Genomic DNA, 24,858 nt, shown 5'->3' with positions numbered 1-24,858 from the left:
TCTCGGTGAGAAGTCTGATAGCTGAACCCTAGGGCCATTGCTAGGCTCATTTTCCCCAACAAGGAGGATGACACTATGCAATGGATAAAAGCATGTTTACTCAGCACATTAATGGCCAGCTGTTTGGCTTATGCCGACCCGACTAGCAATGTTGAGCCGGTTAATATCAATACCGCCAGCGTCGAACAGTTAGCGTCATTGAAGGGCATTGGAGAAATGAAAGCGCAGGCGATTGTGGCCTACCGTGACCATCACGGTAAATTCACCAGCCCAGAAGAGCTGACCAAAGTCAAAGGCATTGGAGAAGCGACTCTGGCATCGAATCGCCAGCTGCTGGTGGCAGAATAACCACCATAGAGCCACGAACATCGTGGCTCTATTTTTCAGCGTTCAACTGCTGATACCAATGCAATACCGATATCGCATCAAACGGCCAAGACAAATACTCGCCAGATTCTTCATCCAGCAACACCGGGATTTTTTCAGCAAAGCGCTGCAACCACGGCTCGTTATCAATAATATCTTGCACAAACACATCAACGGGCAGCTGCCCATGCAGCGACAAAATTACCTGCTGAGCATCATCACACAAGTGACAGCCTTCGGTACCTAACAAAACCCAGGCCATGATCTCCCCCGACGGACATTATCGGCGGCCAGTATACCCGTGTCAGGCTTCCACGGAAGAGGTATTCATGTTCGCCAGCGCCTGATCTAACCCGTCACTAAAGGACTGCCACACTGGCATTCTGGATTCTTCGGGCAATAAAGCAGCCATCATGTCACGTAATGTTTTTTGTGGTTCTGCTAGAGGTTGAGCACGCTCCAATGCCTGTTCATACGCTTCACTATAAGCAGCTAACGGCGCTTGCAATGCTTGTAAATCAGCAGTCGGTAACTGTGGTTGGGCGCTAGGGTAAAACGCTTGGCGTGACACACTGGCTTGTTGGCGCAGATCTAAGCTCATCGACGCCAGTTGTTGGCCATCAAAGCCCAAATTCATCGCCTGCTCTAGCGCACCGCCTAAGTCACCTTTGAAAAACTGCTCTGACAAGGCATAAACATCGGCAAACAATGAATCTAATGCCTGTGTCTCCTGCTGGCTTAACTGCCCAATCACCGTCATCTGATAACCCAGATCGGCACTGCTACTTAGAGACAGCCGATTGCCAGACAGATTGGCAGCAGCGCTAGATGATTGGGCAAAGCTGACCTGTACACGATCGCCATCGCGTGTCACCACCTCCAGGCTCATCTGATTACTGACCGACAATGCCGCCGCACTGTATTCAACCTCACTGGGCTGTTCAAATAGCTGGGCAGAAGGATCAGCAGCGAGTTTCTCTAAGCCCTGATCAACCATTTCTCGCCCTGCAGCAATTTGTCCTTGCAACGCCTCATCGAGCATGCCCATGCCATCAAGCATTTCCTGAGCTTGTTTATAGCCTTTTTCGATTCCCTGACGAGCAGCCTCCAAACGCTGCTGAATGCGTTGATCATCCGCCCCCTGAGACTGCAATTGTTGCAGCCCACGTTGGACGAAATTCAGAATATTGGCTGCTGTTCTTTCCGCACTCTGCGGCTGAGTACGAACAATACCGGCCACTTGCTTAGCCGAGTCGCTGGCTTTCGCATCAGGAGATGACTGCGCAGGTGACGATGACGCAAACGGATTCGATGAACGTTGATACGATGATGGTGGGATTTGAATGGCCATAAGCACCTCCTGATGCACCTTACCTATCATATCGGCCGTAAAGGCTGGGGGCTTGATAGGCGCTCAGGTAAAAATAGATCAACGACAGCTAAGTCGCTCAGGCCATTATTCAGATTATTAACAGAATCAAACTTTAAACATGACAGCGATTCGCAGGAAGCTTGCCTGGCAGCAGAGCCGGCAGCGGAAAAGTGGGACCAGCAGTGGAAAAGACGGCAAATAGCGCTCTTCCCCCGCCGGTTAGATAGGGCTAGTAGCTGATGGCGCCTTGCTTGAAGTCATCGCTCAAGTCAGTAGGCCAACAAGCTTGATGCTTTTCAATGGTTTGCAGTAGCTCTTCACTGCTGCAATGCATCAGCTGCACATGACGCAAGGTGCGATAAGCAATGCTCACGGCGTCTGGGGTCATTGCCAATAATTCTGAACGACTGAATACTCCAGCTTCTAATAAGGCCTTTTGGGCACTGCTGGGATCGGCTTGCTGTACCAGATGATCAACCAATGGCTGAATCAGATGCGGTGCGTGCTTCATAGTGGGCTCCTTGAGTAGTAACAGTACACACAATGGCCCGCAGCCGCGGTAAGAGCCAGCGTCTTAAGAAAAGACAGCTGTGACTATCCTTCAACAGCTTCTTGCACCAAAGCACGCTTATGCAAGCGATACTCAACCGGCGTCTGCTGAGTCCAGCGCTTAAATGCCCGATAAAAGGTACTGGGCTCAGAAAAGCCCGTTAAGTACACAATTTCATCAATGCTTTCATCGGTATTAGCCAATAAACGTTTCGCCAAATTGCAGCGATAGTCGGCCAACAGCTGATTAAAATTAGTGCCCGCATCTGACAAACGGGTACGTAACGTACGCGCTTTAATTCCTAGCCGCGCTGACACCGACTCTAACGTCACTTGGCCGCTTTCGAGCATTTCGCCAAAGGCTTTATATACCTGGGTAACAATGTCTTGGCGCTCAAGTCTGGCGACGTGCTCACTGGCCAAACGTTCATGCAGCTGCAATAGCTCAGGTTCAGCCAAGGATGATGGCAAACTAAGAATTTGACGATCAAAATACAGCCGGTTTTCTGACGCTGAGAAATTTATCGGACAGCCAAATAATCGCTGATGTTCGGCAATGCACTCAGGCTCGTCATGGCTAAAATCGATCGCTGCAGGACGAAAGGCATCGTCGGTGACAAAACCAAAAAAACGCACCAGCCCAAGTGCCAGGCATTCATTCAGCTGCCTGAGCCCAGCCACTCGACCACTGCTGCTATCAACTTGGATGTAGGCCAGTTCACCCTCTTCGCCAACGGAAGACTGCGAGGCATCACTGAGCAATCGCTGATAATTCAGCGCTCGGGTCAAACCATCACCAAAGGTAGCGCTGGAAAGAAACAGATACTGCAACACTTGGCCACTGTACACCGGCATATGCTCGCCTAGATGCAAACCAATATCCGCATCTGCCGTTTCCTGTTCCATCACTTGCCAAAACAGCAGCTGCGCCTCATGCGGTGTACGCACATGACGATCATTTAGCAGCTCGGGAGTGACACCAAGACGCTGCATTATACGCTGTCGACCCAAGCCCATTCTTTCCATGGCCTGAAAAGCCAGCTGAATCATAATGCCGGAGTCGCGCAGTTCTGCCATTCCACCTGACATAAATGTCTGAAATCCTCAATAAAGTGGCTCGATTTTGCCAGATCAGCCTTGCAGAGCAAGTAACAATTGACTGTGCTGACGCACACCGCGCTGAAGTCGTGCCAATGGGGCACATTGATAGCCGCCTTAGACTGGTTAGAAACCCCGCGAGATCTGCATTGAATATGACCACACAAATGCAATACCAACAGCCTCCAGCACTTCTGTCTCAATATTTGCGAGCGCTGCTGGCGCGCGGTTCCGCCACCCCCGTCACCGCCATACCAAATTTAGAAGCTGCACTGATTCAACAGACAGTAAACAGTGACAAGGTTGCAGCTTATGCCGCTGTATGTGGTTTTTCGCAGCAAAGCGATTGCCTGCCGTTTACCTACCCTCATTTATTAGCCTTTCCACTGCACCTTGAGCTGATGCTGCACCGCGACTTCCCGCTGGCACCCATGGGGTTGGTACACATACGCAACCACATCACCCAGCACCGCCCCATTGCCATCCATGAACCATTGGATATCCGTTGCTTGCTAGGCAACAGCGAGCAAACAGATAAAGGTCTCGAGTTTGACATCATTAGCCAGGTACGAGTGCTGGGAGAACTGGTCTGGGAAAGTGTTAGCACTAACCTCGCAAGACGCAATGCTGCTAAAACGCCTCATAGATCTAACCCAGCCAAGCCACAGTCCTACCCGCATCAACAGCAATGGCAATTGCCGGCCAATCTCGGCCGACGATACGCACGAGTATCAGGCGACTCCAATCCCATTCATTTATACCCTTTCAGTGCACGCTTATTTGGTTTTCGTCGTCCAATTGCTCATGGCATGTGGAGCAAAGCCCGTGTCGCCGCCGCTCTTAGTCACATCACTGACACACAACAAGGGCAACTGGACGTCCAGTTTAAACAACCGATTTTTCTGCCCTGCCAGGTCAACTTTAATTTCCAGCCTGATGACAAGGGGGTGGTGTTCGATATCCGCCACCATGAGCAAACACGCATCCATATGACAGGCTGCTGGCAGACGTTATAACCCCAACAGCAGACGCTGGTCATCACCGGCCAGCATGACGCATTATGACAACAGCAGATGACGGAGCACTAAGCACGCTGTTATCATCCCGCCAGCCTACTGAAACAACAATAACAACAACGACTCACCCACAGGACTTCCTATGCCACGCTTTTTGCTTCGTGCATGCCTGCTGTTGGCCAGCGCTCCTTTCGCCGTTGCCGAAGGCGGATTTATTAGCCTGCAAAGCGGCATTACCGACTCCCAGGATATGGACAGCTTTGGAACACCGATACAGCTGCATTTCGGCCCTAATATTACCGATCAGCTGTCATTAGAATTCGGCCTGATGGATATGGGAGAGGCCAGTTATGACGATCCCAAAGCTGACTTTAGCGAGGCCGATCGTGATACCGCACCCAGCTTTAGCAACCTCGCCCAAGGTGAAGTCAGCAATCAAAGTGCCAATGATGACAGACCCGCATCAGCGACTTACACCGGCCTAAGTAGCATTCGGCCACAAGGTTTTTTAGTCATGTTGCGCTATCGATTTCGGCTGCTCGATGACGTCGACGTATTCCTTAAGACCGGTGCAAATATCTGGGCCGGTGACTATGAAGAAATAGAAATTACCGCCCAGGTTAACGATGACGGCAGCCACAGTGTTGTTAAACAGCGTGGCAGCAAAGGTACTGCATCGGCCGTCGATCAGATCACCGGCGGTGGCGTTATCTGGCATCTGTCCCATGGACTGGCAGCGCGAGCTGAGTTGATTACTACCGCCCTAGACAGCCAAGACTTTGAACGGGTTCGCTTTCAACTGATGACGCTGGGAGTACACTACGAGTTCTGATCCCTCGTTTATGATCGCCAAGAATGGCAATACACTTTCGTCAAACTGCGACGGCCAATACCCAATAATTTGCCGGAGTTGTCTGAAAAAGTGTGACTGGGGTCACGAGGATTGAAAATTTTCGTCGACCGGTTACAAGTAGACGCAATATGTGACAGATTTTGTCACTATCGATAACTATAATGGTTATTATTAGCCAAAACGGTGGCAAAACACGCCACTCCGGTCGCTCAACCAAAGTGAACACAGTCCTACGCCTATGAACACGGAACAAGGTTACATATCAACGGCCCTGATTCGGCCACTGCTGGACGTTGCTGGACCAGCTTTCTTTGATGCAGACCAGGACGAGGACGCTGCGATCCAGCGAGTCTTGAAGCATCTTCGCGATCCTGATGGTCGAGTGAGCGTCGCCGACGCTGATCAGCTTATCAGCCGCATCATTCGCCAAACCGGCAATGAAGCCCTGTGTGTGCAACCTGCACACAAGTTCAGCGCCCATGGCAGCTGCCAACTGCAGCATCTGTTTCTCTGCTGCAACACGTTGCGTGAAGCGCTGTATTACATGGAGAAGTTTTCATCGCTGCTGTGTGATCAATTAGAAGTTCAGGTGACACGCACCCGCGACAACATCATCAAGGTGAAACTTCCGGTTCCAGATAACTTTATCCTGTCCGCCGAACGCCACCGCAGCGAAATCATTATCAGCACCTTGCTTAACTGGCTACGTCAGCTGTGTGGCCAGGACTTAGCCATTGAAGGCATTGCGCTGCCTTTCCCGGCTACTCAATACAGCCCACAATATGAACGCCAATGGCGCAGCCGCATCGACTTTAACAGCGATGAATGTTCGATTCAGTTCCATAGCCGCTGGCTGGATGAAGGTCTGCATAATACCAATCCTCATATTCTAAATATGATGAAACGCGAGGTTGAGGAGCAATATCGCAAGTTGGCGCGGTCGGGCTCACTGGCAGAGCGTATTCGCAAAGCCTTGGCGCAGAACAAAGTGCGATTGAATGCCAACCAGCAGGAGGTGGCGGATTATTTTCACATCAGCGCCCGCACTCTCAATCGCCACTTGCACAAAGAAAACACCTCTCTCAAGCAAATCGTCACCCAGGTTCGTATCGAAACCGCTAAGCGTATGCTGGTTGATAGCAATGACAGCATCGAGCAAATCGCTTTGCACATTGGCCTGTCAGGGCGTCGTACTCTGGATCGGATTTTCATCAAAGAGATGGATCAAAGCCCGGCTCAGTACCGCCAAAATCACCGCCAAATGCCTTCGACACCGCACTTGGCCGTCAACGCTTGATCTACGGAGCCCTAGGGCTCCGTTTTCTTTTTCTCACTGGTACTACCAGCGATTCCAAGGTCACATTTGGCCGCTTACCGGCCTAGAGCTAACCTCCCTGCTGCTGAATAAAGGCCAACGCCCGCAGCTCCAGCCAATAGCGCTGTCCTTTGCTAACGAACCCCACATGCCCGCCATGCTCAGGCTGCTCCAAATACAACCAGGGAGAACGCTTAGCAATATCTCGCGGATAGCAACTGGCAGGCAAAAAAGGATCGTCCTGCGCGTTGACCAATAACGCCGGGATTCGAATGGCATCCAAGTAAGACAAACAACTGCTTTGTGCCCAATAGTCTTGGGCATCTTCAAAACCATGCAATGGCGCTGTGTAGCGGTCGTCAAACTGCTGAAAGGTGCGAATACTGCGATAATCTTGCACAGACACCATTTGTGGAAAACGCTGGGCTTTGTCGGTCATTTTGTCGTGCAAATCCCGTAAAAAACGCCACATAAAGACCCGGTTGCGCTTTCTGGCGAGCTGTACCGCACTGGCATTAAGATCACAAGGCACAGAAAACGCGACAACAGACTTTACCGCCGGGTCAGCGCCATCTCGGCCAGCATACAGCAAGGACAAATTACCACCCATGGAGAAACCGACCAGGTGCAGCCGCCTATAGCCCTGCTGGATGGCGTAACCCACAACGGCAGCAAGATCTTCCGTGGCGCCACTGTGATAGCTGCGCGGCAAACGATTCGGACGACCACTGCAGCCGCGAAAATTCCAGCTGAGCGCATCCATCCCCTGGCGGTTGGCTTCGTGCATCACTCCCAACACATATGGACGGCGTGAATGGCCTTCTAAGCCGTGTGAAACGATCACCAAGGAGGAGCCAAAGCCTCGACGCCAATCAAGGTCGAGAAAGTCACCATCGGCCAATTCTAACGTGTCGCGCTCTAGACCTTGCTCGGATAAACGACGAAATAAGGTTGGATAGATACTTTGCAGATAGCCATTGGCAAAGCCAAACGGCGGCTGGTAATCGGAAGCTAACAGTGGCATGACCCCTCCTTAACAACCCAAGGGTAATGGCACAAACACAAAAAAGAAGTGGGAATATCGCCAGTGCGGCGTCAGAAATGACTGTTGAGGTATTTCAGGATGGCATCTGGGCTATAAAGCCAGTGCTCTTTTTGACCATCGGCGATGCGCAGACAAGGTACCCGAGGCTGACCGCCACCACGTACCAATTCGTTGCGGAAGGAGTTCACTCGATCAACATCTTTTTCTACCACCCGAAGACCGAGTTTTTCACAGTGGCGTTTGACAGAAATGGACGACGGGCAAGAGCGACAAAAGTACAGCTGCATTCGACGCGACTCACGGTTCAGCCGGCTTTGCTCACGCTGGTCTCGTGCGACCGGTCGAACAGGTACCACCCGATCCATAAGATTCAGCGCCATACCTTTCATTTGTCGGGTTAAATTCATTGCCACTGCCATCATTCCGCTCTGCGCCATAGAGACGTTACAAACCTGTGAACCGGCCGGCATTTTATGCAAGTGGATCGAAATATCCAGCCTTTTTGAGAAAAAAATCACATTGTCTGTCAGAAAGTCAGAGCCCAGCGGTGACGCGGCTTACAGCTGAAAAGTAGGCATTTAAATTGCTTGAAGGAGAGAAACTTCAAAAGAGTTTTATAAGGAGATTTTCTTATTACTAAAAATAGTAAAAATCGATCAAAACGCGTTCAAATAACCACGCTCTGACAACAACATGGTTAGCATCATCACCAGTATCACCACTGTCAGCACCCAACGAGAGTACTGACAGGCCTTGCACGGTGCTTTGTCCATTAATCCATCCAACGATTACGTGAGAACGACGGTATATCCGTCCAGCTTTCCCAATGCATCCATACCGCAGTGGCTTTGCCGACGATATTGCGCTCAGGTACAAATCCCCAGCTGCGACTATCGGCACTGTTGCCGCGATTGTCACCCATCATAAAATAATGCCCTTCGGGCACCGTCCACTGTCCTTCAGGACCGGCCCAGATCACTTCATCACTGGTGCGCATATCACGGGCGCGCATCCATTGAATGTCAGCCTGGTGCTCCCCCAGCTGTTCTTTCGCCAGGTAACGCACCGGATTGTAAGCCGGCACACCACCCACTTCTTCTGTCTCGACGTTTTCACCGTTAATCGTCAGCTGGCGGTTACGGTATTCAATTTTATCGCCCGGCAAGCCAATCACTCGCTTAATAAAATAGCGTGGGTCCTCCGGCGGGAAAAACACCATCACATCACCGCGCTGGGGCATACCGACAGGCACCAACTCAGTGCCAAATACTGGCATCCTTAAACCATAGTGGAATTTACTGACCAGAATAAAATCCCCTTTCACTAGGCCAGGTTCCATAGAACCCGACGGTATCTGAAAAGGCTCAGCAATAAAGGAGCGCAGAACAAATACCAACGCCAACACGGGGAAAAATGACTTCGATTGTTCGATGATAAACGGCTCTTTCACCTCTTCATCAAAGCCAACGGCTTGCTGTGAGCGACGCTTGGCCAGCCAAAGCTTATCAGCCGCAGCAATGATCCCTGTCAGCCCGGTAGCCACCATCAATACCAGAGGAAAATCGATATCCATAACGTCGTCATTCTCACTTGTTGTTCGATTTGCTTGGCGGCATTCTAACTGGCTGCCAGGCTGCTGGCGAGGAAAGCCAAGCACAGGCACACAACTCGGCAGGCTTTGGCTAAACTTGCGCCACTATGACACAGATTCTCACCGCCCAAGGTATTCAGCTCGCCTACGAGCGATTTGGTAAGCCGCAAGACCCCTGCGTGATTCTTATCATGGGGCTTGGCGCCCATATGCGCATCTGGCCAGATGCCTTATGCCAGAGTATTGCCAGCCAAGGTTTTCAAGTCATCCGCTTTGATAATCGCGACAGCGGCCAATCAAGCCTGATGACCGAACAGGGCAGCCCCAGCTTATGGCGCACCTGGGTGCATACCAAACTTAGGCGCAAACCAAATTTGCCTTATACCCTCAAGGATATGGGTAAAGACGTCCTCGGTTTGATGGATGCACTGAGTATCGAGAGCGCCCATCTGGTTGGCGCTTCCATGGGCGGCATGATTGCTCAAATACTGGCCGCCAAAAAACGCAAGCGAGTACGCAGCCTGACGTCCATCATGTCGGCTGCCAGCAGCCCTGGATTGCCCGGGCCAAAGCTGTCAGTACTGTTACAGCTGGCTAAACGCCCACCACCTTTTAATCGTGAGGCTGCGCTGCGCTATACCATGCGTATGAACCGTCTAATTGGCAGTCCGGACTACCCGCTCAACGATGAAGAGCTACAGCAGTTGGCGGAAATCAGCCTAGCCAGGGCGGCACCTGCCTGCGGGTTTAAACGCCAGCTCGCGGCCGTGACTGCCGCTGGCGATCGACGTGCTCTGCTCAGCAAGATCAAAGCGCCCACCCTGGTCATACACGGTTCGGCCGACCCACTGATTCCTGTTCGTATGGGCATGGATGCCGCTTCAGCGATTAAAAAATGTAAGCTTAAAATCATCGACGGCATGGGCCATGATTTACCGCCCGCCTTATTACCTAAGCTGAGCAAACTGCTGAGCAAACACCTTAAAAAGGCAGAAAAAAAATGGCAAAAAAAGCAGTTAAAAGCTTCTCTTGCCTGCCGACCGGTTAAAAACGAGCCGGTGGCTGGTAGCCAGCAAACTGTCGCGCCAACTCCGCTGCATAGTTATCCGTCATCCCAGCAATAAAATCGATGGCGCGCATATAGGCTTCATACAAACCCCAATCGGCTTGTGGTGCTGAACGCCCCATCAATTCCAACACTCGGTGATTACGAAAGGTTGCTTGCCCTTCTAGTACTCGCTCACGTACCGCACTCAAAAAAGCATCCAACAAGGTTCCTAAAGTAGAGTAGGAGCCAATTTCCACCGCCAGCTTGCGCCCGTCACGGAAAATGCGCTCTCGCGCCAGCGCTTTTGCCTGATTCACCAGCGTCTGAACCGGCTGCGGGCAATAATCGATAATATCTCCCTGCAGCTGGCCGCGGAGAATCTGCGGCTCGTGCGCAACAAAGGTTTGACTGACAGCATTCACCAGTACTTCCATGACTTGCCCTCGCAGCATTTGCAGACGCCTGCGCTCGTTATCGGCATTTTCGAGTTCCAGCGCAATGTCATTCCAACGCGACGACAGTAATGGCTGCAAAATAGCCTCGACCTCGTGATAGCGCAGCAGGCCCATTTCAATGCCGTCTTCTAAATCAATCAGGCCGTAACAAATGTCATCGGCCGCCTCCAGCAAATACACCAGGGGATGGCGCGCCCACCGATCTTCACCCAGTTGCAGCATGCCCAGCGCCTGTGCCAGTTGCCTAAGCCAAGGCAGTTCCGCTTGATAACAACCAAATTTTTTCGCCTGGCCCTGGATCACTTGATCAACGCCCCAGGGGTATTTAAGAAACGCACCTAAGGTGGCATAGGTCAGACGCATACCACCGTCAAAGCGCTGATATTCCACCTGCGTAACTAACCGAAAGCCCTGGGCATTGCCTTCAAAGGTTTTCAGATCGGCCTGCTGTAGCGGCGTCAAAGGCGCAAGAAAGTGGGCGTTTTCTTCCGCCTGAAACCAATGGCGAATGGCATCTTCTCCTGTATGCCCAAAAGGAGGGTTGCCAATATCATGGGCCAAGCACGCCGCCTGCACCATGGCACCGACATCATCAGCACTGATACCGGCGGGCAGCTGCGGCATCAATGCCTGCCCTACCCGGCTACCCAGTGATCGCCCAACGCACCCCACTTCCAAGCTATGGGTCAGGCGCGTATGCACATGATCATTTTCGGACAACGGATGAACCTGGGTTTTGCGATCGAGGCGGCGAAAGGCCGATGAAAAAACAATGCGGTCGTAGTCTTTATGAAAGGGCGAGCGCCCCAATTCAAGCTCCTGTTCAGGCGATTGCCCAAAACGTTGTGGAGACAAAAGCTGCTGCCAATTCATGGCCTGCATAAGGTGTCCTTAGCTGACGGATGTGCATGTTATTAACGCCAATCAGCTTAGCCGATGCAACGGTTTGTCTCGCACAGGCCCGTGGCACTATTGGCACTTATCATTTAACTTGTGCCATCTATGCTATCAACCTTACCTAGCTGCCAAGGATTCCTCATGACTTCCTCTGCCTTGTTTAGCCCACTGCAATTGGGCCCATTAACCCTGCCCAATCGCATTGTCATGGCGCCCATGACACGCACCTTTTCGCCGGGCAATGTCCCTAACGACTTGAATCTTGCTTATTATGCGCGCCGCGCAGAAAACGGCGTTGGCCTGATTATTACCGAAGGAACTTGTATCAATCATGCCGGCGCCAATGGCTATCCGCGAGTACCCTTCTTTTATGGCGAAACGGCACTGGCCGAATGGCGCAAAATAGTAGCGGCAGTGCATGCCAAGGGGGGAAAGATCGCTCCCCAACTGTGGCATGTCGGCGCTATTCGCAAAACAGGGGTAGAACCCGATCCACAAGTGCCTGGCTTTAGCCCATCTGGGTTGAGCGCTCCTGGCGTTGAAAATGGCGTTGAAAATGGCGTTGCTATGAGCCAACAGGATATCGATGAGGTAATCGAAGCCTTCGCTCAAGCAGCGGCTGACGCCCAACAGATTGGCTGTGATGCCATTGAAGTTCATGGTGCCCACGGTTATCTGATCGATCAGTTCTTCTGGTCAGGCACTAACCAGCGTGATGATCAATACGGTGGCGATCTGGTCCAACGTACTCGTTTCGCCTGCGATATCGTGCGTGCTATTCGCCAGCGCGTGGGCGATGAGTTTCCCATTATCTTCCGCTTTTCGCAGTGGAAGCAGCAGGATTACAACGCCCGACTGGCAGAAACACCAGAGCAGCTGGCGGCCTTCTTGGCGCCGCTGGTGGAAGCCGGAGTGGATATCTTCCACTGTTCTACCCGTCGTTTTTGGCAAGCAGAATTTGAAGGCTCACCTCTGAACCTGGCAGGCTGGACCAAGAAGCTCACCGGCAAGCCAGTGATTACTGTTGGCTCTGTGGGACTGAACAGCGGCTTTATCGATGAAGATAAGCGCGACATGATCGACGAATCCGGTGTGGCAACTCAGTCGATCAGCGAGCTAGAGCAGCGCTTATCGCAGGGGGAGTTTGATCTGGTTGCCGTGGGTCGCGCCTTACTGCAAGACCCCGAATGGGTGCACAAAGTGCGCGACAACCGCCTTGATGAATTGCAAGACTACAGCAAAACCGCGTTAGCAGAGCTGGTGTAACCACTTGCCGGACGGCGTCCAGCGTTCACGACATACCATTGCTAAAGTCACTCAGGCCAGCCATCAGCTGGCCACGCAATGGCGCCAACGCATTGGCGTAGGTAATCAGTTGATCCAACGCATAGCGGCTGCGCTGATCCAGATATTCGTCGCTGCGCCGCCCACTTTCGCCAGCCCAAAGCTCATTGGCGTCGCGCAAAATTAAATGCTCAGGTAAAAACAATAATCTGGAGTTTTTGTAGCCGCTAGCGCGCAGTTCTGCGATCACAAAAGCACCGCCAGCCGAGGCAGACACGGCCACCAGCAGCACTGGTTTATGGGCCAGTTCATCACGACCAAGCCATAACAGCATGTTTTTTAATGCAGCGGGCACCATGCCGTGCCATTCAGGCACCACAAAGACAAAGCCGTCCGCGGCATTGGCCTTAGCCTTGGCATCTTGCACCGCTGCAGTCTCGGGCTGCTCACCATCCCAAAAGGGTAATGGCTGCTGGTGCAAGTCAATCACACTGGCTTGGCCCAGCAGGTACTGCTGGTTGAGAATATCGCTGATTCTGCGGCTGTTGGATTGCGCCCGCTGGCTGGCGCTGACGATACAGATTTGGCTCATATTAGAACTCCACACCATAACTGGGCCTTTGCTGCATGCGTTGATACCAGCGCTGCAGCGCAGGATAGTTTGACCAGTCTAGCTGGATAACACGTGAGAACTCCAACGCACACAACGCGGTGATGTCGGCCACTGAAAACTGCTCACCGGCAATGTAAGCCGTTTGCTGCACCGCCTGCTCCAGCAGTGGCACAAACTGTTTTGCTTGCTGTTCGACAGCCTGCCCCCAAGCTTTAATGGGTGTCATGCGATCGCGAAAAATTCCCCGGGTGTGCTGATAGCACTGCATCACGGGAATCATCAGCCCCTGCTCTATTCGCCGATCCCACATTTCAATGATGGCTTTGCTCACTGCGTCGTGGCCAAGCAGACAAGGCTTAGGGAATTGCTCATCCAAGTAGCGGTTAATTGCACCGACTTCAGCGATACAGGTACCGTCGTCTAACTGCAATAGGGGCACTTTGGCGATAGGATTGAGGCGGGTAAAGTCGTCACGCAGGTTATCACCCGCCAGCAGATCCAGTTGAACCAGCTCGGGCTGCAAGCCTTTTTCGGCCATTAACATCAGAATTCGGCGCGGGCTGGGAGCCCGCTTAGCGCTGTAGAGTTTCATTCGACTGTCCTTGGCAAATACAGTCGAGTTGTAACACAGTCGCGAAAAGATACTCAGTGCCGCTGATGCAACACTGAGTTAACGCTTAGCTCGCCTGACGACGTGGCTTATTGCGATTAAACTTCTTCTGGCCATCGCCACGGCGAGGGCCCTTGTTGCCATCACGACGTGGTGGACGACCGCCTTCCGGCACCTGCTCTGGGTTGTACGCTTTCAGCCCCAACGCTTTGCCACATACACGTGCGCGCTTCAGCGTTTGCAAGGTTTCCGGCGGCATACCAGCGGGCAAATCGATCACCGAGAACTGACCCAAGATTTCGATATGACCGATATATTTGCTATCCAGCTCGGCTTCGTTAGCCACAGCACCCACCAAGTTACCCGGACGCAAACCATCGTCATAACCAACGGCTACCTGATAACGCACCATATCGACATCTTTCATGCCTTTTAATGGCTTAGGCTGTGCTTCTGGCAACGCCTTGCGGTTACGTTCGCCGCGCTCACCGCGCTCGCCACGTTCAGGACGCTCACGATCACGTTCAGGGCGTTCGCGACGCTCCTGCATGCGCTGATCCGCTTTTTCATCGATGAACAACGGCTTATTGCCTTGCAGCAAAGCCGCCGCCGCAGTCGCCAAATCGAGTGCATCCAGAGGGTGCTCACGCAGCAGCTCTTCGATCATGTCGCGATACAGCTTGTTTTGCTCTGGCTTAACCGCATCCATCAAACGACCCATAAAGCGCTGACGACGCTTGTCGTTCACTTCTTTGGCGGTCGGCAATGGCATTTCTTCGATGGTCTGGCGGGTGGCTTTTTCAATATCACGCAGTAGGCGCTTTTCGCGACCACGAATAAAGGCAATAGCAACACCATCACGACCTGCACGGCCAGTACGACCAATACGGTGCACGTAGGATTCGGTATCCGATGGAATGTCGTAGTTAATAACGTGACTGATGCGCTCTACGTCCAGACCACGCGCTGCCACGTCTGTCGCCACAATAATATCCAGCTGACCACGCTTTAGCTTGTCGACGGCTTTTTCACGCAGCTGTTGCGGAATATCACCATTCAATGGTGCACAACGGAAGCCCTGGGCTTGCATGTACTCGGCAACTTCTTCCGTCGCTTGCTTGGTACGTACAAACACCATCATGGCGTCAAAGTCTTCAACTTCACAGATACGCAGCAAAGCATCGTTCTTGTGAGCACCGGCCACAAACCAGTAACGCTGGCGAATGTTGGCATTGGTGGTGGTCTTGGTTTTGATTTTGACCTGCACCGGATCTTTCAGGTGAGTTTCAGCCACCTGTTGAATTTCACGCGGCATGGTCGCGGAGAACAAAGCCACCTGACGCTGGCGCGGCGTGTGCTCGAGAATCCAGTTTACGTCGTCAATAAAGCCCATGCGCAGCATTTCATCGGCTTCGTCCAACACCACAGCTTTAATATCAGCCAGGTTCAGAGTGCCACGACGCAAGTGATCCATAACACGACCAGGCGTACCCACCACCCATTGCGGGCCGCGCTTCAGTTCACGCAATTGGCTGCCATAGTCAGCACCACCATAAACGGCAGACACGCCGACACCCGGCATGTATTGGCTATAGCTCTTAACGGCCTGAGCCACCTGTTGTGCCAGCTCACGAGTGGGTGCCAATACCAACACCTGAGGTGATGGCTGTTCGGTTTGAGTACGTGCCAGCAATGGCAGAGTAAAGGCGGCGGTTTTACCGGTACCGGTTTGTGCCATGCCCAGTACATCACGTCCTTCAAGCAGTGACGGAATACTGTCGGCTTGAATCGGTGATGGCTCTTCGTAGCCCAGTGTTTCTAGTGCACGAAGAATAGAAAAAGGTAATCCCAGGCTTGCAAAGCCTGTTTTTGCATCGGTCATGAATGATCCTGCTGTGTTGTATAGAAGGTGGGCGTGGCCGTTCTCACACTCTGCGCAACACGGCGGGCCCGACTCGGGGGTTTTTCAAAGGCGCGGGAGTGTACCCAAAAATGCAGACCAATGCCCGTCTTATTTTAACTAAGTGCGCTAAAGTCAGGCGTTGGCCCGGACAGGCCCTTGGCCACTCAATACAAACCGAATCGCAGCTGCTAGGCTAATCACAGCGCACCACTAGTCAAAACTATGAATATAAAAACGCGTATTCTGTTGTCCGCCGTTGCTCTGCAGCTGATTGGCTTCGCGGTGCTCATCTATCGAAACAATGCCCATATCAGCCACTCGGTCATCGACGATAGCCATCGTCAGTTCCGCCAATCGGTGGATATGGCGGTAAAACATTTTGACGATGTATCCGACCGCATGCAGCGCATGGCTGCTGGCTTGGCACGCTCGGGCGAACTGTTGCATCAGCAGCGGCAACTGCTTAGCCGCAGCGTACTTGAAAACCAATCCAGACAACTGTTACTGCGCACCTTCGACGACTTTGACCAAGCCATCGGCGGTGGCATTTGGTACGAACCTTTTACCTTAAAACCAGATCTGCGTTATTTCGGCCCTTATGTGTATCACAGCGATCAAGGTCTGACCTTTAGTTGGGAGCTCAGCAATAGCGACTACAACTATCACCAGCAAGACTGGTATCAATTGGCCTTGCCGCCAGGCTGGGATCGCAGCTTGAGCCGCAAAGCCGCGTTCTTTTGGACCCACCCCTATGTTGACCAGGCTGGCAGTGAAGCCTTAATGATGACGGTCGATGCGCTGATGTACGACCGCGAGCATCAACTGATTGGCATGTCGACGGTTGATTGGTCACTCACCCAGGCACGCGATTACATCACGGCCTTAGCCCCCACCACCAACAGCCAAAGCTTTATGCTTCACCCCGAAAGCGGCACCACGGTGTTACTCAAAGGTGAGCCGACCTTTACCCCCCTAACTCAGCCCAGTGACTGGCAATCTCAATTGCTGAAAATTAAAAACGGCGATGTGCAGCAACTGCAGTATCAGCATGAGGGTAAACTCTATTACGCCTACGCAGCGGCCACGCAAACCGGATTTGTAGTCGGCTTCTCCGTTCCGCGTCAGGATTTATTATCGTCGGCCCGCGCCTACACCTCTCACACACTGCCTATCAGTGCCTTGATCGCTGCGTTATTTGCCATTGCCATGCTGTTGATATTACGTCTGCTGTTTGGCCCGTTTGATACCATATTGACACTGCTACGCTCGACTGTGGCGTCCAACAAAGATGGCGATAGTATCAATGTACGTCCCATCAGCTATCAGGGGCGTAATGAATTCAGCCCCATCGTCAGCACCTTTAATACGCTGGTGGAGCAAGTGAAGGAATATAACCAGCAATTAGCGACCAGCAATCAGGCATTAATTGAACAGCAGCACCAAGTACAAGAGCTTAATAGCAGCCTGGAACAAAAAGTGGCTCAGCGCACAGAAGAGCTGCAGCAAAAAAGCAGCGAAGCATTGGAGTCTTTGCGACAGCTGCGCATGACACAAAACCAGCTGGTTAATATGGAAAAACATGCCGCGCTGGGCGATATGGTGGCCGGGCTAGCCCATGAAATTAATACTCCCTTAGGTATTGGTGTCACTGCAGTCAGTGCATTAGAAGATTATTTAGAAGAGCTAAAAAGCCAGTACCAGTCCGAACAGCTGAGCAAAAGCAGTCTCAATGACTTTATCAGCTTTGCCGAAGAAAGCATCGATATTACCGGTGAAAATCTGCGTCGCGCCGCCGACATGATCGGCCGTTTTAAACAAGTGGCCGTTGACCAAGCCAGTGAACAACGACGAGATTTTGAGGTCGGTGATTATCTGCAATCCATTGCCAGCTCACTGCGCCCCAACTACAAATATCGTCCGATTGAAGTGCAATTTGATGTGCCCGAACGCATCGTCATTTCCAGCTACCCGGGTGCGTTGGCGCAAGTGATTACCAATTTAATGATGAACTCTCTGACTCACGCCTTCGACCCTGAACAAAGCGGCACCATTGCCTTTAAAGCAGAGCGCAGCGGCGATGAGCTGGTATTGCACTACTCAGACGACGGTAAAGGCATGAGTGAAGAGGTGTTAGAACACTTGTATGAACCCTTTTTCACCACCCGCAAAGGCAAAGGTGGCAGCGGATTGGGAGCACATATCATTCACAATCTTGTCACCGGCCAGCTGCACGGCCAAATAGACGTCCGCTCTACTCTCGGCCAGGGCACTCAGTTTACCCTGCGCCTGCCCTGTACCCCACCCAGCGCCGGCGTATAATCCTCTGGCCCCACTCCAAGGTGGAGTGGCCCTTAAGGATTTAAATATGTTAACCGTAAACGAATATTTCGACGGCAAGGTGAAGTCCATTGCTCTACAAACCGACCACCAGCCAGCCACCGTCGGTGTCATGAGTGCAGGCCAATACCAGTTCTCGACCAGCCAGCAAGAAGTCATGACCGTAGTGTCTGGCACGATGACAGTGCGATTACCGACTGCTGACGACTGGCAAACCTTTGCTCAAGGTGAGTCTTTTACTATTGCAGCCAATGTCAGCTTTGACGTCGAAGTTGCCGGCGATACCGCGTATTTCTGCCGTTACGGCTAGTGTGTTAATGCCTTCACCCAGGCATTGATACTACACCGCCTGCTGCAGCAACGGCTGCAGCTGTGCCAATGGCAGTGGTCGACTGAACAAAAAGCCCTGATAGGTTTGACACAAATTATCGCGTAAAAACGTTAGCTGCTGCTCGCACTCCACGCCTTCGGCCAGCACCTGAAGCCCTAAGCCACGGGCCATGTTGATAATAGTGGTGGTAATCACCTGACCATCGTCTTCATCTAACCCCAGCACAAAACTGCGATCGATCTTTAGCTTGTCGACTTTATAGCGATGCAAATAAGCCAACGAAGAGTAGCCGGTACCAAAATCATCGACTGCTAAGGACACACCCAGTGCCTTTAAACCGGCAATGGTATTGAGCACCGCTGGCGTCGGCTCAAGCAAAGCACCTTCGGTAATTTCCAGCTCCAACCAGCCCGCATCAATTCGGTATCGCTGCAACAATAAACTCAGGGTTTCAACCAAACCGCCGGCGACAAATGTTGGCTGAGTAATATTCACCGCCACCGTTAAAGGCTTTAATCCTTGCTGTTGCCACAGAGCGATTTGCTGACACGCCTGTGTCAGGGCGCACGTATCCAGCTCGGGCATTAAACCATTGTCTTCCGCCACCGGCAGAAAACGCCCTGGAGGAATGATGCCATCTTGTGGATGGCACCAACGCATCAGCGCCTCTAACCCCACTACGCGATTGCTGCGCATGCATACCTGCGGCTGGTAATAGAGCTGCAGCTGACCACCCCATTGCAAGGCATGGCGCAACTGACTCCCGAGCTCTAGCCGATCACTGGCAGCTCGGGTCATTTCATCACTGTAAAACTGGTAGTGATTGCGACCCCGTTGCTTAGCACGATACATAGCAACGTCGGCATTGCTGAGCAGCTGGGTGGCATTGTCGCCATGATCCGGGTACAGGGTAATGCCCATGCTGGCGCCAATCATCAACTCCTGGCCAATGCCTAGATCAAATGGCTGGCGCAGCAGTCGCTTAATGCCGTCTGCCATTATGGCGACTTGTTGCTGGCTTTGAACCTGTTCGATGATCACAATAAAATCATCACCGCTCTGGCGCGCTAGGGTATCGCTATCACGCAGGCGTTGCTGCAAACGCTTGGCAAATTGCTGCAGCAAACGATCTCCCGCCGGATGGCCAAGGCTGTCGTTAATATGCTTAAAGTGGTCTAAGTCGATGGCTATGACGGCAAGCTTGTCATGGTTCTGAACGGCATCGGTTATGGCCGCTTGTAAACGTTGCATTAATAAATTGCGATTGGGCAGATTGGTCAGCGAGTCGTAATACGACAGTTGCTCAAGCTGCTGCTCGGAGCGACGCTGTGACGATATATCGTTAAAAACGCCCACATAGTTGCCGATTTGGCCTTCAGCGTCCTGAACCGCGGTCACCGTCAACCATTGCGGGTAGGTTTCACCATTGCTACGACGGTTCCAAACCTCACCGTGCCAGCGCCCTTGCTGGTGCAGCTGACTCAATAACGATTGATAAAAACTGTCATCATGGCGGGTCGACTTGAGCATGGAGATGGGCTGCTGCACGACATCTTTGCCGAGATACCCCGTGATTCGCTCAAAGGCAGGATTCACCGCTTCGACCCGACCGCTGGCATCAGTAATGACCACGCCTTCATTGGTGGATTCAAACAGCGTTGCCGCTTGCAATAAATTACGTTCAGTCAGCTGCTGCTCAGTTATGTCTTGCACAGAGCCCCAATGGCCGACTACCTTGCCTTGCGCATCGGTCATCACTTCCGTCACCGCATGCAAGGTACGCTGCTGCCCGTGCAAATCGATAATCCGATAAATAATGTCCGACCCCTGCCCACGGCGTACGGCCAGCACTTTTGAGCGACGTACCCGCACACTGTCTTCAGGATGAAGACATTTTAAGAACTGGCGAACATGTAACGTCTGAGTATCTTTGGCCAACCCCAATAGTCGTGCCGTTTGCGCCGATACCTGCACATAAGCTTGATCGCCATAGCCGTGCCAACTTCCTATCGCCGCTCGCTGCTCCGTACGCGCTAGCAGCTGCTCACGGCTTTGCAGCCGTTGTAACAGTGACAGCCGATCGACCGCCAAATAGCACAATTGAGCTAAAGCCGACAATAATGGCAGCTGTGCTGGAGCGGGGGCATGTTGCGAAGTTTCAATAACGATCAACATGCAACCAGACTCAGAGTGCTTACCGACCACCGGCACTAATATGGCGGCTTCTGCGCCGAGCAGCGCTAACAGTCGCTTCTCAGCGGGTTGACTCCGACTTATTAGCCTAACCCGTGAGCCAACGATCAACCCCCGCCAAACATCACTGTACTGCAGTAGCTGTTGATGCAAACGTGGCTGTGTAGGCGACACCAAGGCATGACAACCATTGGCATTAAGCTGCGGGCACAATAGCCAAGCCACGGTTGGTGCCTGTAAATGTTTGCCCAGATGCTTAAGAACCAACCCCAAGTCAGTATTGAGGGTATCTGGCGTTGAGGTTATAAAGATGCGCATTGCATGTGCTAACAATGACTGCAGTCGCGCGTCAGGATGAGTATCCTGAGCTAAAGGCGGCTCAGCTGTTGAGCAACAGCGAGAATCATTCATTCGCACAATAGAATCAGCCATGAATATTGGATAAAACGTAGGCGTGCAACATTACCCGATCGGCATCATTCATCTGTTTAAATTGCACTCCGATACTGCATTGCCCATCTTCTTCCTGATAGGAACGTACCAAGGCATCGACCGAGACAATACGTTCAACTCCGCTCACTTCCAACTGAGCACTAATTCGAATATCGTCACCACTGGCCACCGGCAGCTGCTTAGCACTGATGCGTGCGCCACCGCTACTCAGATCATCAACAATGGCTGAACATTGATGCTGTTGTTGGGCACCGTGATGAATAGAGACAATGAGCCTTACCTTAGCGCGCACACTTTTGCGAACCTCCCCCGTCACCACGGTCTCAGGCATGGCCAAATGCATATGCGCATAGGGAGCTCGGGAGACGTGAAGAACCTCGGTACGAAAAGCACAAGCACTATTCACTCGTGGCGCAAATAACCGTACCGCCAGCCGCATACCCAACTTCAAAGCCATGGGCGAACCATTGACCATGGGTGTCGTGACAATCAGGCTGTGATTGGCGCGGTAACCCAACAGCACACTGCGATCACGCTCACTGGAATAGCCATCAAATTCTAACTGCATCGGCTGCCCGGGCAGCAATTTCAGATCTTCAAAGCGGGCCACATTATTATCCGTTCAAGTTTGGACTGGTCGGCTACGCTCGACGTGCATGCATGACACGATCAGCTTTAACCGGGCTACAAACGACACAGATCATTCCGTGGCTGGAATATACCACCGAAACCATCAACCGGGTATGACAGCGAGCACATCCCCTCGGCACTTGTCATCACAATCCCCTGGCAGGCATCATCTTGACTTATTCTTTGACAAGTACCGATGCCAATGTGGGACAAACAGGATTTGCTGCAACTCGTCACGACTCCCATGCCATTTGGCAAATACCAGGGTCGTTTGCTGATTGATCTACCAGAGCCTTATCTACTGTGGCTGCAAAAACAGGGTTGGCCTAACGGCCAATTGGGCCAATGGCTAGCACTGGCTTTGGAAATTAAAATCAATGGACTGGAGGATCTGCTAACACCGCTGCGCCAAGGCAAGCACAGCACCTACAATCCTCACACAAAGACCTCAACGGAGCTGCATTAATGACACGACTGGGCATACTGGAAGCGGACGAACTTTACAGTGATCTCATTGACGATTATCGCTCTTACGGCTGGATGTTCCGCCAGTATTTTGATGCCTTATCTGCTCGACTCGACTACCGCCACTACCATATTTGCCAAGGGGAATGGCCGCAAAGCCTGGACGAGTGTGATGCCTGGCTGATTACAGGGTCAAAGAGCGGTGTTTACGACCAAGAGCCCTGGATTCAGCAACTGCAAGACTGGATCCGAATGGCGTTTGAGCAGCGTCAGCGCTTGTTAGGGGTTTGCTTTGGTCACCAAATTTTGGCCCATAGCCTGGGCGGATTTGCTGGTCCTAGCCCAAAAGGATGGGGCATAGGCGTGCATACCACCGCCGTTGAGCACCGTCCGTTATGGCTTAATGACGAGCAGCAGCATATCCGATTGTTATACAGCCACAGAGATCAGGTTGAACGCTTGCCACGCGGTGCCAGACGCTTAGCTGGCAGCGATTTCTGTCCCAATGCCGCCTTTTTTATCGGCGATCAAGTATTGGGCCTACAAGGCCACCCGGAATTCAGTCGTGATTATTTACAACGCCTGTTACCCCGTAGGGCGGACAGCATTGGCACCGAAAAGCTGCAACGCAGTTTTGAAGGCTTATACCAAGCCACCGACGAAGAGCGCATCGGTCATTGGCTGTTGAGCTTTATCGATCTTGCCAAATCAGCAGAGAGCTAATACGTGAGGCTATGGTCCTGCCATCGGCACCTTTAAACACCGACGGCAGGCACCCAGGCGCACTTGCGGCTTACAAGTGATGGGGTTCTAAGTCGAGTGACACCAGCCGCCGTCCGTGCAGCACCAGCTCGCCTTGGTAGCGTTCTGTGCCTTGGCCAGAAGAAAACTCAAAGCAATAACGGCGCTCGAGGTTCCAACGACCCGGATCCAACCAGCGTCCTGCTAATAAACGCCAACCGCACATATATAGAGTGTCATCCAGCAACTGCAACTGCAGTTGCTGGCAATGACGGCGCAGGATAAACAAGGCCATCATTTTTGCCTGTTGCTGGCGCTGCCACAGCAGCCATGCCAAACCGGCAGAGACAACCACAATCAACAGCGCCCAGCTCATGCGCTTATTCCTGCTTGATTAGCGCTGTTGACCGACAAACTCATCCACAACTGCTTGTTCTTCATGCAAATCTTCCGTGTCCGCGTGATGCGGCAAAATCAAATTTAGAACAATGGCCACCAGGCCGCATAAAGCAATGCCCTGCAAGCTCCAATCCTTTGAGCCAATGGCCATGCCGCCGATACCAAATACCAGCGTGGTAGCGACAATCACCAGGTTACGCTGCGCAGACATATCTACTCGCGCCTTCACCAAAATATTCAAACCAACACTGGCGATGGAGCCAAACAGCAATACCAAAATACCGCCCATCACAGGCGTTGGAATAGTCTGCAAAAAGGCTCCAAACTTGGCAATAAAGGCCAGTGCGATGGCAAACACCGCAGCCCAAGTCATCACCACAGGATTAAAGGCCCGCGTCAGCATCACCGCACCCGTCACTTCCGAGTAGGTGGTATTAGGCGGCCCACCAAACAGTGACGCTGCAGAGGTCGCTAAGCCATCACCCAACAGGGTGCGGTGCAGGCCCGGTTTTTCGACATAGTCTTTACCCGTCACACTGCCAATGGCCAGTACATCCCCCACATGTTCAATGGCCGGCACAATAGCAATCGGCAACATAAACAAAATGGCGTTGAGATTAAACTCAGGGGCGACAAAATCTGGGATGGCCAGCCAGCTCTTTTGCTCGACGGGTGTCATATCGACCATGCCAAACATCCAGGCCAGGGCGTAGCCTACCGCCACTCCAGCCAAAATAGGTACTAAACGGAATATACCTTTACCTACCGCTGACACCAGCAAGGTCACCGCCAGTGCTGCCATGGAGACAATCACTGCGTCGGTATAGGGAAACAATTCGGCACTGCCATCACCGGTTTTGCCCATCGCCATATTGACAGCAATGGGCGCCAGCCCAAGGCCAATCACCATAATGATGGGGCCCGTCACCACCGGCGGCATCAGTCGATGCAGAAAACCCGGCCCTTTAACGGCCACCAGCCCCGCCAATGCAACATACACTAATCCTGCGAAAAACAGGGCTCCCATGGTCGCTGCCATGCCCCAGGTTTCAACGCTATAAGAAATCGGGGCAATGAACACAAACGACGATGCCAGAAACACCGGCACCGAGCGTTTGGTCACTAGTTGAAACAACAAGGTTCCAATGCCTGCGGTGAACAAAGCAACGGATGGATTAAGACCTGTAATTAGTGGCATTAATACCAGCGCGCCAAAGGCCACAAACAGCATTTGCAAGCCAGACAGCGCGGTGCGCAAACTGGCCTGATGTTTAGCGTCAATCATAAGAGTCGC

General features: G+C 52.3%; 25 protein-coding genes. 10 read left to right on the top strand and 15 right to left on the bottom strand.

Annotated features, from left to right (window positions below; translation table 11 throughout):
* Positions 1-75: 75 nt before the first annotated feature.
* Positions 76-348 (top strand): ComEA family DNA-binding protein, encoded by a 273-nt coding sequence (locus tag AC55FS_RS07340; RefSeq protein ID WP_496935420.1) that lies wholly within the window; start codon positions 76-78, stop codon positions 346-348.
* Between the two features lie 28 nt (positions 349-376).
* On the opposite strand, the gene AC55FS_RS07335 is transcribed toward AC55FS_RS07340, so the two are convergent.
* The 4 genes from AC55FS_RS07335 to AC55FS_RS07320 form a co-directional block, all read right to left on the bottom strand.
* The gene (locus tag AC55FS_RS07335) at positions 377-628 is read right to left on the bottom strand and encodes a glutaredoxin family protein (protein WP_496935419.1); all 252 of its coding nucleotides are present in this window, start codon (positions 626-628) and stop codon (positions 377-379) included.
* A 42-nt stretch (positions 629-670) separates the two neighbouring features.
* Complete coding sequence (locus tag AC55FS_RS07330) at positions 671-1,717, bottom strand: DUF5610 domain-containing protein (RefSeq protein ID WP_496935418.1); 1,047 nt, start codon at positions 1,715-1,717, stop codon at positions 671-673.
* A gap of 250 nt (positions 1,718-1,967) precedes the next feature.
* Complete coding sequence (locus tag AC55FS_RS07325; protein ID WP_496935417.1) at positions 1,968-2,249, bottom strand: hypothetical protein; 282 nt, start codon at positions 2,247-2,249, stop codon at positions 1,968-1,970.
* A gap of 83 nt (positions 2,250-2,332) precedes the next feature.
* Positions 2,333-3,376 carry an AraC family transcriptional regulator gene (locus AC55FS_RS07320; protein WP_496935416.1) on the bottom strand — a complete coding sequence of 348 codons (1,044 nt, stop codon included), beginning with the start codon at positions 3,374-3,376 and terminating at the stop codon, positions 2,333-2,335.
* Between the two features lie 164 nt (positions 3,377-3,540).
* Here AC55FS_RS07320 and AC55FS_RS07315 point away from each other — a divergent pair, with 164 nt between their 5' ends.
* The 3 genes from AC55FS_RS07315 (at position 3,541) to AC55FS_RS07305 (ending at position 6,551) form a co-directional block, all read left to right on the top strand.
* Positions 3,541-4,401: a MaoC family dehydratase gene (locus AC55FS_RS07315; RefSeq protein ID WP_496935415.1), complete on the top strand. Its 861-nt coding sequence runs from the start codon at positions 3,541-3,543 to the stop codon at positions 4,399-4,401.
* Between the two features lie 142 nt (positions 4,402-4,543).
* Positions 4,544-5,233 carry a hypothetical protein gene (locus tag AC55FS_RS07310; protein WP_496935414.1) on the top strand — a complete coding sequence of 230 codons (690 nt, stop codon included), beginning with the start codon at positions 4,544-4,546 and terminating at the stop codon, positions 5,231-5,233.
* A gap of 259 nt (positions 5,234-5,492) precedes the next feature.
* A complete protein-coding gene (locus AC55FS_RS07305) occupies positions 5,493-6,551 on the top strand; it encodes an AraC family transcriptional regulator ligand-binding domain-containing protein (RefSeq protein WP_496935413.1) in 1,059 nt (352 codons plus the stop codon).
* Between the two features lie 88 nt (positions 6,552-6,639).
* Here the strand turns inward: AC55FS_RS07305 and AC55FS_RS07300 are convergent, their stop codons facing one another.
* The 3 genes from AC55FS_RS07300 to lepB form a co-directional block, all read right to left on the bottom strand.
* Positions 6,640-7,593 carry a YheT family hydrolase gene (locus AC55FS_RS07300; protein ID WP_496935412.1) on the bottom strand — a complete coding sequence of 318 codons (954 nt, stop codon included), beginning with the start codon at positions 7,591-7,593 and terminating at the stop codon, positions 6,640-6,642.
* Positions 7,594-7,664: 71 nt separating this feature from the next.
* Positions 7,665-8,036, bottom strand: coding sequence for a glutaredoxin family protein (locus tag AC55FS_RS07295; RefSeq protein WP_496935411.1), 372 nt, complete (start codon positions 8,034-8,036; stop codon positions 7,665-7,667).
* 350 nt (positions 8,037-8,386) lie between these two features.
* Positions 8,387-9,187 carry a signal peptidase I gene (gene lepB, locus AC55FS_RS07290; RefSeq protein WP_496935410.1) on the bottom strand — a complete coding sequence of 267 codons (801 nt, stop codon included), beginning with the start codon at positions 9,185-9,187 and terminating at the stop codon, positions 8,387-8,389.
* A 125-nt stretch (positions 9,188-9,312) separates the two neighbouring features.
* Between lepB and AC55FS_RS07285 the strand changes: the two genes are divergently transcribed.
* Positions 9,313-10,329: an alpha/beta hydrolase gene (locus AC55FS_RS07285; RefSeq protein WP_496935409.1), complete on the top strand. Its 1,017-nt coding sequence runs from the start codon at positions 9,313-9,315 to the stop codon at positions 10,327-10,329.
* Here AC55FS_RS07285 and AC55FS_RS07280 read toward each other — a convergent pair.
* The gene (locus tag AC55FS_RS07280; RefSeq protein WP_496935408.1) at positions 10,250-11,590 is read right to left on the bottom strand and encodes a deoxyguanosinetriphosphate triphosphohydrolase; all 1,341 of its coding nucleotides are present in this window, start codon (positions 11,588-11,590) and stop codon (positions 10,250-10,252) included. The genes AC55FS_RS07285 and AC55FS_RS07280 overlap by 80 nt on opposite strands.
* A 156-nt stretch (positions 11,591-11,746) precedes the next feature.
* Here AC55FS_RS07280 and AC55FS_RS07275 point away from each other — a divergent pair, with 156 nt between their 5' ends.
* Positions 11,747-12,871 carry an NADH:flavin oxidoreductase gene (locus AC55FS_RS07275; protein ID WP_496935407.1) on the top strand — a complete coding sequence of 375 codons (1,125 nt, stop codon included), beginning with the start codon at positions 11,747-11,749 and terminating at the stop codon, positions 12,869-12,871.
* A 25-nt stretch (positions 12,872-12,896) separates the two neighbouring features.
* On the opposite strand, the gene AC55FS_RS07270 is transcribed toward AC55FS_RS07275, so the two are convergent.
* The 3 genes from AC55FS_RS07270 to AC55FS_RS07260 all read right to left on the bottom strand — a co-directional run bounded on the left by AC55FS_RS07270 (position 12,897) and on the right by AC55FS_RS07260 (position 15,994).
* Positions 12,897-13,481, bottom strand: a complete 585-nt coding sequence (locus AC55FS_RS07270) for an NADPH-dependent FMN reductase (RefSeq protein ID WP_496935406.1) — start codon at positions 13,479-13,481, stop codon at positions 12,897-12,899.
* Between the two features lies 1 nt (position 13,482).
* Positions 13,483-14,094: a glutathione S-transferase family protein gene (locus AC55FS_RS07265; RefSeq protein ID WP_496935405.1), complete on the bottom strand. Its 612-nt coding sequence runs from the start codon at positions 14,092-14,094 to the stop codon at positions 13,483-13,485.
* An 85-nt stretch (positions 14,095-14,179) separates the two neighbouring features.
* A complete protein-coding gene (locus AC55FS_RS07260) occupies positions 14,180-15,994 on the bottom strand; it encodes a DEAD/DEAH box helicase (RefSeq protein ID WP_496935404.1) in 1,815 nt (604 codons plus the stop codon).
* A 243-nt stretch (positions 15,995-16,237) separates the two neighbouring features.
* Here AC55FS_RS07260 and AC55FS_RS07255 point away from each other — a divergent pair, with 243 nt between their 5' ends.
* Positions 16,238-18,334, top strand: coding sequence for an ATP-binding protein (locus AC55FS_RS07255; RefSeq protein WP_496935403.1), 2,097 nt, complete (start codon positions 16,238-16,240; stop codon positions 18,332-18,334).
* Positions 18,335-18,380: 46 nt separating this feature from the next.
* Positions 18,381-18,662, top strand: a complete 282-nt coding sequence (ppnP, locus tag AC55FS_RS07250) for a pyrimidine/purine nucleoside phosphorylase (protein ID WP_496935402.1) — start codon at positions 18,381-18,383, stop codon at positions 18,660-18,662.
* Positions 18,663-18,692: 30 nt separating this feature from the next.
* Here ppnP and AC55FS_RS07245 read toward each other — a convergent pair whose 3' ends face one another.
* Positions 18,693-21,194 carry a putative bifunctional diguanylate cyclase/phosphodiesterase gene (locus AC55FS_RS07245; protein ID WP_496935401.1) on the bottom strand — a complete coding sequence of 834 codons (2,502 nt, stop codon included), beginning with the start codon at positions 21,192-21,194 and terminating at the stop codon, positions 18,693-18,695.
* 106 nt (positions 21,195-21,300) lie between these two features.
* The gene (locus AC55FS_RS07240) at positions 21,301-21,939 is read right to left on the bottom strand and encodes a flagellar brake protein (protein WP_496935400.1); all 639 of its coding nucleotides are present in this window, start codon (positions 21,937-21,939) and stop codon (positions 21,301-21,303) included.
* Positions 21,940-22,155: 216 nt separating this feature from the next.
* Here AC55FS_RS07240 and AC55FS_RS07235 point away from each other — a divergent pair, with 216 nt between their 5' ends.
* Together AC55FS_RS07235 and AC55FS_RS07230 are read left to right on the top strand one after the other, a co-directional pair.
* The gene (locus AC55FS_RS07235) at positions 22,156-22,425 is read left to right on the top strand and encodes a DUF3820 family protein (RefSeq protein WP_496935399.1); all 270 of its coding nucleotides are present in this window, start codon (positions 22,156-22,158) and stop codon (positions 22,423-22,425) included.
* The gene (locus AC55FS_RS07230; RefSeq protein ID WP_496935398.1) at positions 22,425-23,147 is read left to right on the top strand and encodes a glutamine amidotransferase-related protein; all 723 of its coding nucleotides are present in this window, start codon (positions 22,425-22,427) and stop codon (positions 23,145-23,147) included. The genes AC55FS_RS07235 and AC55FS_RS07230 overlap by 1 nt, the downstream gene beginning before the upstream one ends.
* 70 nt (positions 23,148-23,217) lie before the next feature.
* On the opposite strand, the gene AC55FS_RS07225 is transcribed toward AC55FS_RS07230, so the two are convergent.
* Both AC55FS_RS07225 and AC55FS_RS07220 read right to left on the bottom strand, forming a co-directional pair.
* A complete protein-coding gene (locus AC55FS_RS07225) occupies positions 23,218-23,541 on the bottom strand; it encodes a DUF3301 domain-containing protein (RefSeq protein ID WP_496935397.1) in 324 nt (107 codons plus the stop codon).
* A gap of 18 nt (positions 23,542-23,559) precedes the next feature.
* A complete protein-coding gene (locus AC55FS_RS07220) occupies positions 23,560-24,849 on the bottom strand; it encodes a uracil-xanthine permease family protein (protein ID WP_496935396.1) in 1,290 nt (429 codons plus the stop codon).
* Positions 24,850-24,858: the final 9 nt, after the last annotated feature.

The organism is Bacterioplanes sp. CLAM21, from assembly GCF_059641015.1.
Note: the sequence above shows the minus strand (reverse complement) of the source record. Positions and strands in the feature narration are given on the sequence as shown.